Source organism: Bacillus sp. VA15, assembly GCF_055721145.1.
In genome coordinates this window covers 385,013-399,076 of the sequence record NZ_JBVQPQ010000004.1, presented here as the reverse complement: position 1 = coordinate 399,076, position 14,064 = coordinate 385,013, and the positions used below count along the sequence as shown (strand labels likewise).

At 41.9% G+C, this 14,064-nt stretch carries 12 protein-coding genes and 1 rRNA gene; 5 read left to right on the top strand and 8 right to left on the bottom strand.

Going from position 1 to position 14,064, the window contains the following annotated elements:
* The 8 genes from AC0DBE_RS13775 to dnaA form a co-directional block, all read right to left on the bottom strand.
* Nucleotides 1-218: ribosomal RNA gene (locus AC0DBE_RS13775) — 16S ribosomal RNA — on the bottom strand; the annotation flags it as partial.
* A 281-nt stretch (nt 219-499) separates the two neighbouring features.
* Nucleotides 500-2,965: a DNA topoisomerase (ATP-hydrolyzing) subunit A gene (gyrA, locus tag AC0DBE_RS13770; protein ID WP_061187096.1), complete on the bottom strand. Its 2,466-nt coding sequence runs from the start codon at nt 2,963-2,965 to the stop codon at nt 500-502.
* Nucleotides 2,966-3,175: 210 nt separating this feature from the next.
* The gene (gene gyrB / locus AC0DBE_RS13765; protein WP_014112269.1) at nt 3,176-5,092 is read right to left on the bottom strand and encodes a DNA topoisomerase (ATP-hydrolyzing) subunit B; all 1,917 of its coding nucleotides are present in this window, start codon (nt 5,090-5,092) and stop codon (nt 3,176-3,178) included.
* A gap of 54 nt (nt 5,093-5,146) precedes the next feature.
* Nucleotides 5,147-5,392 carry an extracellular matrix regulator RemB gene (gene remB, locus AC0DBE_RS13760; protein WP_003219266.1) on the bottom strand — a complete coding sequence of 82 codons (246 nt, stop codon included), beginning with the start codon at nt 5,390-5,392 and terminating at the stop codon, nt 5,147-5,149.
* Nucleotides 5,393-5,409: 17 nt separating this feature from the next.
* Nucleotides 5,410-6,522 carry a DNA replication/repair protein RecF gene (gene recF / locus AC0DBE_RS13755; protein WP_014112268.1) on the bottom strand — a complete coding sequence of 371 codons (1,113 nt, stop codon included), beginning with the start codon at nt 6,520-6,522 and terminating at the stop codon, nt 5,410-5,412.
* Between the two features lie 15 nt (nt 6,523-6,537).
* On the bottom strand, nt 6,538-6,753 hold the full coding sequence (gene rlbA, locus AC0DBE_RS13750) for a ribosome maturation protein RlbA (RefSeq protein WP_003219264.1): 216 nt from the start codon (nt 6,751-6,753) through the stop codon (nt 6,538-6,540).
* 131 nt (nt 6,754-6,884) lie between these two features.
* Nucleotides 6,885-8,021, bottom strand: coding sequence for a DNA polymerase III subunit beta (gene dnaN / locus AC0DBE_RS13745; RefSeq protein WP_088680205.1), 1,137 nt, complete (start codon nt 8,019-8,021; stop codon nt 6,885-6,887).
* 188 nt (nt 8,022-8,209) lie between these two features.
* The gene (gene dnaA, locus AC0DBE_RS13740) at nt 8,210-9,550 is read right to left on the bottom strand and encodes a chromosomal replication initiator protein DnaA (protein WP_003242674.1); all 1,341 of its coding nucleotides are present in this window, start codon (nt 9,548-9,550) and stop codon (nt 8,210-8,212) included.
* A gap of 619 nt (nt 9,551-10,169) precedes the next feature.
* Between dnaA and rpmH the strand changes: the two genes are divergently transcribed.
* The 5 genes from rpmH (at nt 10,170) to mnmE (ending at nt 14,050) form a co-directional block, all read left to right on the top strand.
* Nucleotides 10,170-10,304 (top strand): 50S ribosomal protein L34, encoded by a 135-nt coding sequence (rpmH, locus tag AC0DBE_RS13735; protein ID WP_003178075.1) that lies wholly within the window; start codon nt 10,170-10,172, stop codon nt 10,302-10,304.
* A gap of 151 nt (nt 10,305-10,455) precedes the next feature.
* The gene (gene rnpA, locus AC0DBE_RS13730; protein ID WP_041521115.1) at nt 10,456-10,806 is read left to right on the top strand and encodes a ribonuclease P protein component; all 351 of its coding nucleotides are present in this window, start codon (nt 10,456-10,458) and stop codon (nt 10,804-10,806) included.
* Nucleotides 10,807-10,950: 144 nt separating this feature from the next.
* Nucleotides 10,951-11,736: a YidC family membrane integrase SpoIIIJ gene (gene spoIIIJ, locus AC0DBE_RS13725; RefSeq protein ID WP_061187097.1), complete on the top strand. Its 786-nt coding sequence runs from the start codon at nt 10,951-10,953 to the stop codon at nt 11,734-11,736.
* Nucleotides 11,733-12,359, top strand: coding sequence for an RNA-binding cell elongation regulator Jag/EloR (jag, locus tag AC0DBE_RS13720; protein WP_457895596.1), 627 nt, complete (start codon nt 11,733-11,735; stop codon nt 12,357-12,359). The genes spoIIIJ and jag overlap by 4 nt, the downstream gene beginning before the upstream one ends.
* Nucleotides 12,360-12,670: 311 nt before the next feature.
* Nucleotides 12,671-14,050 (top strand): tRNA uridine-5-carboxymethylaminomethyl(34) synthesis GTPase MnmE, encoded by a 1,380-nt coding sequence (gene mnmE / locus AC0DBE_RS13715; RefSeq protein ID WP_014115897.1) that lies wholly within the window; start codon nt 12,671-12,673, stop codon nt 14,048-14,050.
* Nucleotides 14,051-14,064 lie beyond the last annotated feature (14 nt).

Genomic DNA, 14,064 nt, shown 5'->3' with positions numbered 1-14,064 from the left:
GAAGCCACCTTTTATGTTTGAACCATGCGGTTCAAACAAGCATCCGGTATTAGCCCCGGTTTCCCGGAGTTATCCCAGTCTTACAGGCAGGTTACCCACGTGTTACTCACCCGTCCGCCGCTAACATCAGGGAGCAAGCTCCCATCTGTCCGCTCGACTTGCATGTATTAGGCACGCCGCCAGCGTTCGTCCTGAGCCAGGATCAAACTCTCCGATAAAGTAGTTTGACTGACTACGCACATCGCTGTGCGATTTTATAAAAAATGAATTAACAGGTACGTTTTGTCTTGTTTAGTTTTCAAAGAACTTTGTGTGCTCCTCTCGAAGCGACTACTTAATAGTAACATTTTTAGTTAACTAGGTCAACACTTTTTTAAAAAAGTTTTTGCTAGTCATGTTTGTGTCTTTTAAAAGACAACAGAAATGATTATACCATAATTCTTATGACTGTAAAGGGTTATGGCACAAAAAAAGCGCAGCTATTTCAGCTGCGCTTTTCTCACACTTCTTCTTGTGTTTCTTCATTCTCATCTTCTTCGTCTTTCTCTACTAATGCTACTGTAGCAACATGCTCTTCTTCCGCCATTCTGATGAGGCGTACACCTTGAGTGACACGTCCGGTGATTGAGATGTCATTGATGTCCATTCTAATGAGTACGCCGCTGGCCGTAATAATCATTAGATCCTCTTCACCTTTAGTAGCTTTTACTGTTACTAATTGGCCGTTGTTCTCGGTGATTTTCGCTGTTTTGAGTCCTTTTCCGCCCCGGCTTTGGGTTCTGTACTCTTCAGCCGGAGTTCGTTTTCCGTAACCTTTTTCAGTTACGATAAGGACATGTGATTCTTCCTCTAATATCTCCATGCCGACAACAACGTCGTCATCGGTCAGGGTGATGCCTTTTACGCCTGCCGCAGTTCTTCCCATTTCCCGGACATCTGTTTCAGGGAAACGGATCAGCAATCCATTTTTCGTTCCGATGATCATTTGTTTTGTACCGTCAGTCAGACGTACACCCATCAATTCATCATCCTCACGTAGACTAAGAGCGATTAGGCCATTGTTGCGGATATTAGCAAACTGAGACAGTGAAGTTCGTTTTGAAACCCCGTGCTTTGTTGTGAAGAAAAGGTAAAGCTCCGCATTGAATTCAGTGACTGGAATAATTGCGTTAATCCATTCACCCTTTTCTACCTCCAGCAGGTTAATAATCGGGATTCCTTTTGCTGTTCTGCCGTATTCAGGGATTTCATACCCTTTTGCACGATACACTTTCCCTTTGTTCGAGAAGAAGAGAATCGTGTCATGAGTTGACGTAGATATTAAATGCTCAACGAAATCATCTTCGTTTGTTCCCATTCCCTGTACACCTTTTCCGCCTCGTTTTTGACTGCGGTAAGTTGATGCAGGAAGACGTTTGATGTACCCGTTGTGTGTCAGAGTGACGACGATATTTTCTCTCTCAATAAGATCTTCATCTTCAATTGTTTCTAGTCCAGAAGTGACGATCTCCGTGCGTCTTTCATCGTTGAAACGCTCTTTGATTTCAGTGAGTTCTTCACGGATGATCTCAAGCACTTTATATTCATTTGCCAAAATGTCTTTTAGCTCTGCAATTAATTTAACAAGAGATTGGTATTCTTCTTCGATCTTTTCACGTTCTAGTCCTGTTAAACGCTGCAGCCTCATATCGAGAATCGCTTGTGCTTGCTTCTCTGTCAGTGAGAATTGTTCAATTAGACCTGTTCTCGCTATTTCAGCCGTTTGAGAATTACGGATAAGAGAAATAACTGCATCGAGATGATCGAGAGCAATTCTCAAACCTTCCAAGATATGAGCTCTCGCTTCCGCTTTACGCAATTCATATGCCGTACGGCGTCTGATGACGACTTTTTGATGGTCAAGGTAATGCTCTAGGCATTGCTTTAGATTTAAAACTTTTGGCTGACCGTCAACAAGCGCAAGCAGGTTGATACCAAAAGATGTTTGTAGCGCAGTTTGTTTGTATAGGTTGTTTAGAATAACATTTGCATTGGCATCGCGTCTGATTTCAATGACAATTCTCATACCTGTACGATCTGACTCATCACGCAGATCTGTGATGCCCTCTATCTTTTTGTCCCTAACGAGATCAGCAATTTTCTCGATTAATTTCGCCTTATTTACTTGGTAAGGTAACTCTGTAACGATAATTCTTTCTTTACCTGAAGATGTTTGTTCGATCTCAGCTTTTGCCCGAATCGTAATAGAGCCTCGGCCAGATTCGTATGCTTTCCGGATACCGCTGCGTCCCAAGATTTGACCCGCAGTCGGGAAATCAGGCCCTGGAATGACTTCCATCAGCTCAGGGATTGTAATGTCCGGGTTCTCACTGACAGCAAGTACACCGTCAATGATTTCCCCAAGCTGGTGCGGAGGGATGTTTGTTGCCATACCTACCGCAATACCGGCAGCACCGTTCACGAGCAGATTCGGGAACCTTGAAGGCATAACGACGGGTTCTCTTTCTGACCCATCATAGTTGTCCTGATAATCGATTGTGTCTTTTGTGATATCTCGAAGAATTTCCATCGAGATCTTAGACATTCTTGCTTCTGTATAACGCATGGCAGCCGCTGAGTCTCCGTCAACAGAACCGAAGTTCCCGTGACCGTCAACGAGCATGTAACGGTAGTTAAAATCCTGCGCCATTCTGACCATGGATTCATATACCGCTGAATCACCGTGCGGGTGGTATTTCCCGATAACTTCTCCGACGATACGCGCGGATTTTTTATATGGCTTGTCACTCGTCATGCCCAAATCATTCATTGCATACAAAATCCGTCTGTGAACCGGTTTTAAACCGTCACGTACATCTGGAAGAGCACGGGACACAATAACGCTCATTGCATAATCCAAGAAGGACGTACGCATTTCCTGACTGATATTTATTTCACGAACTTGTGGTGTGTTTTGTTCACTCATTAAAAAACCTCCCTGAAGTATCACATGAAATATGTGGGAGTAGATTGTCCATTATGACCTTCAATACGATTTCACTATTCTCCATTATATCAATAAACTTATGATTATACACATTAAATTGCTAGAATATATAGGTATTGCAAGCATTACTGCAGCTGATCTTGTTCAGAAAAAAGCCTTATTTCTAATTGGAAATAAGGCTTTTTATGATTAGATGTCAAGATTTTTAACGTATCTCGCATTCGCTTCTATGAAGTTTCGGCGCGGTTCTACTTTGTCGCCCATCAGCATTTCAAATGTCTCATCCGCATCCATAGCATCTTCAAGAGTTACCTGAAGAAGTGTTCTAGAGCTAGGGTCCATGGTTGTTTCCCATAGCTGGGTGGCATTCATTTCACCAAGACCTTTATAACGCTGCAATCCCGGCTTAGGCGTTTGGGGCAGCGTTTTTAACAGATCTTCAAGCTCCTTGTCATTGTATGCATATTCAACACGTTTCCCCTGTTGAACCTTATAGAGCGGCGGTTGCGCAATGTACACGTAGCCATTTTCGATAATTTGGCGCATATATCTGTAAAAGAACGTTAACAACAGTGTCCTGATGTGCGCGCCGTCAACGTCGGCATCTGTCATAATGACAACTTTGTGGTAACGGGCTTTCTCCAGGTTGAAATCTTCCCCGATACCTGTGCCGAGCGCTGTAATCATAGAGCGAACTTCGTTGTTAGAAAGGATTTTATCCAGTCTGGCTTTTTCAACGTTCAGGATTTTACCTCTAAGCGGCAAAATGGCTTGGAAATGTCTGTCGCGGCCCTGTTTAGCAGATCCTCCGGCAGAGTCACCCTCTACGATATACAACTCGGAGATGCTCGGGTCTTTTGAAGAGCAGTCCGCTAACTTACCGGGAAGGTTTGAAATTTCCAAAGCACTCTTGCGGCGTGTTAATTCACGGGCTTTTTTCGCAGCCATTCTTGCTCTTGCCGCCATTAAACCTTTATCGACAATTTTTTTGGCCGCGTCTGGATTTTCCAGCATAAATGTTTCCATTGCCGTAGAAAATAACGTATCGGTGATCGTCCGCGCTTCTGAGTTGCCTAGCTTTGTTTTCGTTTGGCCCTCAAACTGCGGATCAGGGTGTTTGATTGAAATAATCGCGGTCAGCCCTTCTCTTACGTCATCTCCGCTTAGGTTTGGATCATTTTCTTTAATAAGCCCTTTTTTTCTGGCGTAATCGTTGATAACACGAGTCAGACCCGTTTTAAAGCCCGCTTCGTGGGTACCGCCTTCATACGTGTTAATGTTATTTGTAAATGAGTAAATGTTGCTTGTGTAGCTGTCATTGTATTGTAAAGCCACTTCAACCGTAATGCCGTCCTTTTCGCCTTCAATGTAAATCGGCTCTTCATGGACAACTTCTTTAGATCGGTTTAAATACTCTACATAACTTTTAATTCCGCCTTCGTAATGGTACTCATTTTTGCGCTCTTGTCCTTCACGTTTATCTTCAATCGTGATGTTTACGCCTTTTGTCAAAAAGGCTAATTCGCGCACGCGGTTCGCAAGCAGATCATAATCATACTCAGTTGTTTCTGTGAAAATCTCAGGATCAGGGACAAAATGTGTCGTCGTTCCTGTATGATCTGTCTCGCCAATGATTTCAAGGTCTGAAACCGGAACTCCGCGTTTATAGGTTTGACGGTGGATTTTACCGTCACGGTGTACCGTCACCACAAGCTCGGTTGAAAGCGCGTTTACGACTGACGCACCTACACCGTGCAATCCTCCAGACACTTTATAACCGCTTCCGTCAAATTTTCCTCCAGCATGAAGCACCGTCATAATGACTTCTACCGCAGGACGGCCCATTTTTTCATGAATACCGACTGGAATACCGCGGCCATTATCTATCACCGTGATGCTGTTGTCTTTCTCGATTTGGATATTGATATCCGTACAATAACCGGCGAGGGCTTCGTCAATACTATTGTCGACAATTTCCCATACCAGGTGGTGAAGGCCTTTGCTGTTTGTTGAACCGATATACATCCCTGGTCTTTTACGAACAGCTTCCAATCCCTCTAGTACCTGTATCTGATTTTCATCATAACTGTTTTGCTGCTGTTCCATAGCCACGTCATTCACCTACACTTTTCTAAACGATATATTCGTGATAAAAAATTTCTAAGAATCTATTTCAAACATAAATTGCGCACGTTTTTTTAATGTGCTGGAAGATAAGGGAGAGTAATATATATTCTGAACCGTGACTACGATAGATTTGGGCGTGCCGTTTACGGAAGGCACCACCTTGTGTTTCTGTTTTTTCAGAAATTCTTCAACAATAGGCGACATGTTGGCTTTAAAGTCAAAAATGCCGACAATATCTCGTGTTGAAACCACAAAGTCATCACCTAAATGAATATACAATTGCCCACCTCATTTCTTCACTTCACTAACGCACCATTTTGCACACGGAACATTCCTGCTTGACGTAAGGTTTCGTGATCAATGCCATCAACGCTTGTCGTTGTGACAAACGTTTGTACACGGCCTTGGATCGTATGAAGCAAGTGTGACTGGCGATAATCGTCCAGTTCACTCAGTACATCATCCAATAGTAAAATGGGGTATTCTCCGATTTCTTCATGGATCAGGTCAATCTCCGCCAGCTTAAGAGACAATGCCGTCGTTCGCTGCTGTCCTTGAGAACCATACGTCTGCACATCGCGTCCGTTCACATAGAAAAGAACATCATCACGATGAGGCCCTGACAGCGTAACACCGCGCTCAATTTCTTTTTCTCTTAATTTAGAAAACGCTTCTTGATAGCTATCTCCTATTTTCGACAAGTCTTTAGGATCTGATACCTCAAGAGCCGTATGGTACTTCAGGGTCAGCTCTTCAAGCCCTCTTGAGATGCCCGCATGGATAGGCTGAGCCCATTTTTCGAGCTGCGCTGTAAATTGCAGGCGTTTTACGACGACTTTTGCTGCAACTTCTACAAGCTGATCGGTCAAAACATCGAGCATCGTTCTGTCAGTTTGTTTTCTTGTTTGCAGCTGCTTCAAAAAATGATTTCGCTGCGAGAGGATTTTCTGGTAAAGAGAAAGGTCATGCAGGTAAACAGGAGAAACCTGTCCGATTTCCATGTCAAGAAACCGCCTTCTCACTTGAGGGCTTCCCTTTACAAGATTTAAATCTTCCGGCGCGAACATAATGGTGTTGAGGGCCCCGACATACTGGCTGAGCTTTTGCTGTTCAATATGATTGACCTTGCCCTTTTTACCCTTTTTGGAGATGACGAGCTGCATCGGGATCGCCCCGTTTTGCTTCATCACTCTTCCCTCTATTTTAGCATAGTCTTTGTCCCACCGTATAAGTTCTTTGTCATTTGACGTCCTGTGCGATTTCGCCATGGACAAGACATAGATCGCCTCCATGAGATTTGTTTTCCCCTGGGCGTTTTCTCCGATGATCACATTTACTTTATTTTCAAATTGAAGTTCAGCATGGTCGTAGTTGCGGTAAGATGTCAGTTCTAAGTTCTGGATATACAATCAGTGTCACCCGCTTTAATTGACGACTTGAAATGAACCAAATCCTTCAATCTCTACCACATCTCCAACATACAGCTTTCTGCCGCGGCGGTTGTCCGGCTCGTTGTTCACAAGCACTTCATGCTCGCTTAAAAACCACTTCGCCATACCGCCTGACTGAATGACATCGGCTAATTTCAAGAATTGTCCGAGTGTAATCATCTCTGTATCAATTGAAATCGGATTTGCCATTATATCGACCTCTTTCAAATATCACTAATATCTAATTGTACTAAAAAAAAACGAATTAGGGAAAGGGAAAACTTGTCGGAGCAGATACCGAATAGAAAAGCTGCCGAAAGGGTCGGCAGCAGTGTATCGGATTAATAGGTTCTGACAGGAAGGATAAGCTGTACAATCGTTTCATCATTCGGTGTGCGAATTAAGAAAGGTCTCATTGCGCCTGTAAAGCTTACCCGTATTTCTGCTCCTTCAAGCACCTTTAGTGCATCCAGCATATATTTTGGACTAAATGAGATATTTAATTCCTCACCTTCGATCTGATCAGCAAGAATCGCTTCAACAACTTTTCCAATTTCAGGTGAGTTGGAAGAAATCTCAATCGATTCAGCCGGTTTTGCAGACAGCTTCACCACGTTGTTGCGTCCCTCTCTGGCTAAAAGAGATGCACGATCAATTGCCTGAAGGAATTCTTTTGTGTTCACAATGATTTCTGTTTTGCTTTCTTGCGGAATCAGGCTGGTTGTATCCGGATAATTTCCGTCCAGAAGCCGCGAGAAGAATAAAACATTTTTCGCTTTAAACAGAACTTGGGTTTCTGTGATTACGATATCTACAAGTTCCTGATTGTCATCCAAAATCTTGCTGAGTTCAGTTAAGCTTTTTCCCGGAATCACGACGTTATAAGATCTGTCTTCTGGAATATCAAGTTTCGCTTTTCTTAAAGCAAGACGGTGGCTATCCGTCGCGGTGCATAATAATTCACTTCGCTCCACTTTCCAGTTTACACCTGTCAAGATAGGGCGTGTTTCTGAGGTGGACACCGCGAATACTGTTTGTCTGATTAGATTTTTTAACAAGTCAGTTGGAATTTGAATCGCGTGATGCTCTTCGATCTGCGGCAAGTGCGGGTACTCATCAGCATCCAGACCGTTTAGATTAAATTCAGCTTTGCCAGAACGGATAATCGTCAAATACTGGTTCTGCACTTCGATTTCTACAGTTGCCATCGGCAGTTTTTTTACAATCTCACTAAAGAAGCGAGCTTGTAAAACGATGCTTCCAGGCTGTTCTATTGTGACGATCTCCTTATCTCCTTCTTCTTTTGGAATGAAGGATTCAATTGAAATATCTGAATCGCTTCCTGTAAAGGATACGCCATCATCTGATGCAACGATTTTAATACCAGTCAGAATGGGAATCGTAGTTCTGGATGAAACTGCTTTTAATACATCTTGGACACTTTCAACAAGACGATCTTTTTGAATCGTGAATTTCATTTTTATCCTCCTAACGGATAATGTATTAATATATATATTTTAAAAAAATAGTAGAAGTAATAGTAGGGCTTGTGGATTTGTGGATAAGTTGTGAAAAAGACAGGAAACACAGCCTATCCACATGTGGACAGACTGTGTATGACTTCTGAAAAGTTATTCACACTTTCCCCGATTAATCCCCGGTCCTGCTATTTAAGCTGTTCTTTAATTTCTTTTACATGCTGCTGAAGCTGTTCATCGTCTGCCAGCAGTTTTGAAATTTTTTCATGCGCATGAATAACGGTCGTATGGTCACGGCCTCCAAACTCTTCCCCGATTTTAGGAAGAGAGGAATCAGTCATTTCCCTTGATAAGTACATGGCGATTTGTCGCGGGAAAGCTACTGATTTTGTCCGTTTTTTTGCTTTGAAATCCTCGAGTTTAATATTAAATTGCTGACCTACTACCCTCTGAATTTCTTTTATCGTAATGACTTTCGGTTTTGAAGAAGGAATAATATCTTTCAACGCCTCAGCGGCCAGATCAGCATTAATATCTTTATTAATTAAAGATGAGTAAGCAACAACTCTGATTAATGCTCCTTCAAGTTCCCGAATATTGCTGTCGATTTGATTTGCGATATAAAGCATAACCTCGTTCGGAATATCGAGGCCCTCCGCTTTGGCTTTTTTTCGTAAAATCGCAATTCTCGTTTCCAAATCTGGCGGCGTGATATCCGTAATCAGGCCCCATTCAAAACGTGAACGCAATCTGTCTTCAAGTGTCGGAATTTCTTTTGGAGGTCTGTCACTTGAAATGACGATTTGTTTGCTTTCTTCGTGCAATGTGTTAAATGTATGGAAAAATTCTTCCTGGGTTTGTTCTTTCCCCGCTAAAAATTGAATATCATCTATCAAAAGCACATCAACATTTCGATAGCGATTGCGGAAGTCGACGGCTTTATTATCTCGGATAGAGTTGATGAATTCGTTTGTAAATTTCTCAGAAGACAGATAAACCACTTTGGCAGAAGGATTATGATCTATTACATAATGGCCGATCGCATGCATTAAGTGTGTTTTCCCTAAGCCGACGCCCCCATAGATAAATAAAGGGTTGTAAGCTTTCGCGGGTGCTTCCGCTACTGCGAGGGAAGCAGCGTGTGCAAATCGGTTTCCAGATCCGATGACAAAAGTATCGAAAGTATATTTTGGATTGAGCATATTTTGAGGAAAATCAGATGTATCTTCTTTGACCGCTTTTTTGACTTGCGGCTTCGGCATAAAGTCCTCAACATCTTGATTTTGAGGAATGACAAACTTAATGCTCAATTCTTCCCCGGTTAATTCATATATAGTATCTGCAATCAGATGCAAGTATCTGGACTCCAGCCAGTCTCTGGCAAATTCATTGGGAGCCGTGATCGTTAATGTATCTCCTTGCAGTGAGTGGGCTTTGGTTGACTTCATCCAAGTCTCAAAACTCGGTTTGCTCAACTTTTTTTCGATTTGAGCAAGGGCTTGGTTCCACAGGTCTAATATATTTTCCATCTTCCGGCACGTCCCTCCTTTTCATAGAAAATGGCGTCTTTCTTTGTTATAGAACACAAAAAAAGAGCAAATGGCGCTTACCATTCGTACACATTAAATGTTGAAAACATATAATATAGTAGATAAATAGCTTTTCGACAAATTTCACAACTTGTGGACAACCTTCTACACAAGCTGTGTGAAATCAATCCACAACTTATCCACACTTTGTGGATAAAGAGTAAAGGTAAGATTAGTAATCAAGAGTTAAAACACAAATATAATACCAAATTAAACGAGAGCTTGCAATGGTTGTCACAATCTTATCCACAAAGCGGACAACCTGTTGAAAAAATCTTGTCCACAGGGGTTGGTAATGTGAAAATGTTGTCGATAACCAATGTGGATATTAAAAAAGAGCTAAAAAGATATCCACATTCGTATTTTTAGAGCAGTTTTTCTGACTTTTTTTCGTTAAATTAAGGAATCTAAAAAATAAGGTTTCGAAAGTCGGGAAGGTGTGGTATCCTATTATGGTTGCAAGAAATAAAAGCACTAGTGAAGTTGACAATGAATAGGTAACGCAAATATAATAAGTAAGACTGTCTTTAACAGCTATTCCTCGAGGGAGGTGTCATAAATGAAAAGAACATTCCAACCGAATAACCGTAAACGCAGTAAAGTTCATGGCTTCAGAAGCCGTATGAGTTCAAAAAACGGTCGTCTAGTTTTAGCACGCCGTCGCCGTAAAGGCAGAAAAGTATTATCAGCTTAGGCCACTGAATAATGTCAGTGGTCTTTTTTCACTTTATGGGAAAAGATAGGTGTGATGCATGATGAACCGGGGTATGCTCCCTGGTTCTAATGCATCTCATTTTCATAATAAATTTTAAAAGTTTCTGCCAGCCAGTATCGGAGTGAGTCATTTGAAGAAGCGAAATCGTTTAAAGAAAAATGAAGATTTTCAAAAAGTGTTTAAGCATGGGACATCAATAGCGAACCGCCAGTTTGTCTTATATACGCTTGATCAGCCTGAAAACGATGAGCTGCGCGTCGGGCTTTCCGTCAGCAAAAAAATTGGCAACGCTGTGATGCGAAATCGGATCAAACGTTTGATTCGGCAGGCTTTTCTTGAAGAGAAAGAGAGACTGAAGGAAAAGGATTACATCATTATTGCCAGAAAACCGGCGAGCCAGCTGACATATGAGGAAACGAAAAAAAGTCTGCAGCATCTATTCAGGAAGTCTTCTTTATATAAGAAATCTTCGTCAAAGTAGGCATTGTCACTGCTTTCTTACAACTTTTAAAAGCGCTTCCTTTCTGGTTGATCAGAAAAAGACACCATTTAAAACTGAAAGATGCTAAAATACATACAAGTATGCTTTGCAATAAAAGAGTGTAAAGATTAATTATAGGAGGAAATGTTGTTGAAAAGGAGAATAGGGTTGCTATTTAGTATGGTTGGCGTATTCATGCTTTTGGCTGGGTGCTCGAGTGTGAAGGAGCCAATCACTGCAGATAGTCCGCATTTTTGGGACAAGTACGTAGTATATCCATTGTCTGAGCTCATTACGTATGTAGCGAAATTGACGGGAGATAACTATGGACTATCAATTATTCTTGTTACCATTTTAATTCGTTTATTAATTTTACCGCTGATGATTAAGCAGCTGAGAAGTTCGAAAGCGATGCAGGCTTTACAGCCGGAAATGCAAAAGCTTAAAGAAAAATACAGCTCAAAGGATCAAAAAACACAGCAAAAGCTTCAGCAGGAAACAATGGCTTTATTCCAAAAGCATGGTGTCAATCCGTTGGCGGGATGTTTCCCGATTTTAATCCAGATGCCGATTTTAATTGGATTCTATCATGCGATCATGAGAACACAGGCGATTTCAGAGCATAGTTTCTTATGGTTTGACTTAGGAGAAAAAGATCCTTTCTATATTCTTCCTATCGTTGCGGGTGTTGCTACATTTGTTCAGCAAAAACTGATGATGGCGGGAAATGCGCAGCAAAATCCGCAAATGGCGATGATGCTTTGGATTATGCCGATTATGATTATCGTATTTGCGATCAACTTCCCGGCGGCTCTTTCTCTTTATTGGGTAGTCGGTAACTTATTTATGATTGCACAAACTTTCCTCATTAAAGGACCAGATATTAAAAAAAATCCTGAGCCGGAAAAAGCCGGAGGAAAGAAAAAGTGAGGAATGTGACTGCTGCAGGGCGAAATGTCGATGAAGCAGTACAGTCTGGATTGCAAGAGATGGAATTAACGAAGGATAAGGTAGAAATTACCGTTATTGAAGAGGGAAACAAAGGGTTTCTCGGTATTTTCGGTAAAAAGCCGGCGGTCGTAAAGCTGGTTGAAAAGATTGATCCGATTCAGCAAGCGAAGTCTTATCTTCAAACAATTGCTGAGGCTATTGCCGGGAAGTCTGATGTGACTGTTCAAGAAAGCAAAAAGACAGTGAGTTTCCATATAACAGGTGAAAAAGCGGCCTTGTTGATTGGGAAAAGAGGACAAACCTTAAATGCCCTTGAAACTTTGACACAGCTTGTCCTTAATCGTTATCCAGGCCAATATAAAAATGTGACGGTGGATGCAGAAAACTATCGTTTGAAAAGAAAAGATACACTGAGTCAGCTGGCCATCAGGCTTGCAGACCAGGTCTTGAAAACGAAAAAAGCAGTTCATCTTGAACCTATGCCGTCCAGTGAAAGAAAAATCATTCATGATACTCTTTCTGGATATGCAAATCACCAGATCAAAACATATTCAATGGGTGAAGGCGAAAATCGCCATCTCGTTATTTCCCATAAAAGATAGCATAAAACCGAAGTCCGATAAAAAGCGGATTTCGGTTTTTTTGTATGAGAAAAATCTATTTTTCCTAGTCATATCAAGCTTTTGCCGTTTAAGTTTTTTCTTTTTAGGTGTATCCTGTTGATAAAAAGGAAGTTCAGGAAATAAAATTAATTGTTATTCACATGTGGATAAGTTAAAGTAATAGGAGGCGAATTCCTAATTCTGTGGATAACACATCTTCCACTTCGAACCAAACTATGTTATCTTTTAGTTTTGGCATAATAAAAATTTTTTTATATAGATGAAAGTATAAGTAAAGAGAGGTGAACAGCATGGATACAATTGCAGCAATTTCCACTCCGATGGGAGAAGGCGCGATTGCGATTGTACGGTTGAGCGGACCAGAAGCAATTCAAATCGCAGATAAAATTTATAAAGGGCCGAAGGGAAAAACACTCAGCTCGGTCGAATCACATACGATTCATTATGGTCATATCGTAGACAGACCTTCGGATCGTGTCGTAGAGGAAGTAATGGTATCAGTGTTAAAGGCACCGAGAACTTTTACACGTGAAGATGTCATCGAAATTAACTGTCACGGGGGAATTGTGACTGTGAACCAAGTGCTTCAGCTCGCATTGAGAGAGGGAGCGAGACTGGCAGAGCCTGGTGAATTTACGAAACGCGCGTTTTTAAACGGCCGAATTGATCTTTCACAGGCGGAAGCGGTTATGGACTTAATCAGAGCGAAAACGGACCGGGCAATGAACGTCGCCATGAATCAAATGGAAGGGCGTCTTTCTGCTTTGGTGCGCCGTTTACGCAGTGAGATTTTAGAAACGCTGGCTCACGTTGAGGTAAATATAGATTATCCGGAGTACGATGATGTAGAGGAAATGACGCATCAGCTTTTGGTTGAAAAGGCAACCGCCGTGAAAAAAGAAATTGAGGCGCTGCTGAGGACTTCTGAGCAAGGAAAAATCTTGCGGGAAGGTCTTTCTACTGTCATTATCGGCCGGCCGAATGTAGGAAAATCATCTCTTCTGAACAGCCTCGTTCATGAGGCAAAAGCCATTGTAACCGATATTCCAGGAACGACTCGGGATGTAATTGAGGAATACGTTAATGTAAGGGGCGTTCCACTTCGTCTGGTTGATACAGCAGGTATTCGTGAAACAGAGGATATTGTTGAACGAATCGGTGTTGAACGTTCTCGCCAGGTTCTAAAGGAAGCGGACCTGATTTTACTCGTGCTTAATTATAGTGAAGAGCTTTCTGAAGAAGACGTGAAGCTTTTTGAAGCCGTTGAGGGCATGGACGTTATCGTGATTATGAATAAGACTGACCTTGAGGCGAAGATTGACAGTGAGCGTGTCCGTGAGCTTGCCAATGGACGTCCTGTTGTCACGACATCTCTATTAAAAGAGGAAGGCGTCAATGATCTGGAAGAAGCGATTCAATCGCTGTTCTACACGGGTGCCATTGAAAGCGGAGATCTGACTTATGTCAGCAACACACGTCATATCTCTATTTTACAGCAAGCAAAACGTGCCATTGAAGATGCGCTTAGCGGCATCGAACAGGATGTCCCGATCGACATGGTGCAAATCGACCTTACAAGATGCTGGGAGCTTTTGGGTGAAATCATCGGAGATTCTGTCCACGAAAGCTTAATTGATCAGCTCTTTTCTCAATTCTGTTTAGGAAAATAATAAAAGGAGGAACT

Excerpts from the sequence above, each read along its gene's own strand:
- gyrA (WP_061187096.1), bottom strand. The coding sequence starts at position 2,965 with ATGAGTGAACAAAACACACCACAAGTTCGTGAAATAAATATCAGTCAG.
- gyrB (WP_014112269.1), bottom strand. The coding sequence starts at position 5,092 with ATGGAACAGCAGCAAAACAGTTATGATGAAAATCAGATACAGGTACTA.
- rlbA (WP_003219264.1), bottom strand. The coding sequence starts at position 6,753 with ATGGCAAATCCGATTTCAATTGATACAGAGATGATTACACTCGGACAA.
- dnaN (WP_088680205.1), bottom strand. The coding sequence starts at position 8,021 with ATGAAATTCACGATTCAAAAAGATCGTCTTGTTGAAAGTGTCCAAGAT.
- dnaA (WP_003242674.1), bottom strand. The coding sequence starts at position 9,550 with ATGGAAAATATATTAGACCTGTGGAACCAAGCCCTTGCTCAAATCGAA.
- rpmH (WP_003178075.1), top strand. The coding sequence starts at position 10,170 with ATGAAAAGAACATTCCAACCGAATAACCGTAAACGCAGTAAAGTTCAT.
- spoIIIJ (WP_061187097.1), top strand. The coding sequence starts at position 10,951 with ATGTTGTTGAAAAGGAGAATAGGGTTGCTATTTAGTATGGTTGGCGTA.
- mnmE (WP_014115897.1), top strand. The coding sequence starts at position 12,671 with ATGGATACAATTGCAGCAATTTCCACTCCGATGGGAGAAGGCGCGATT.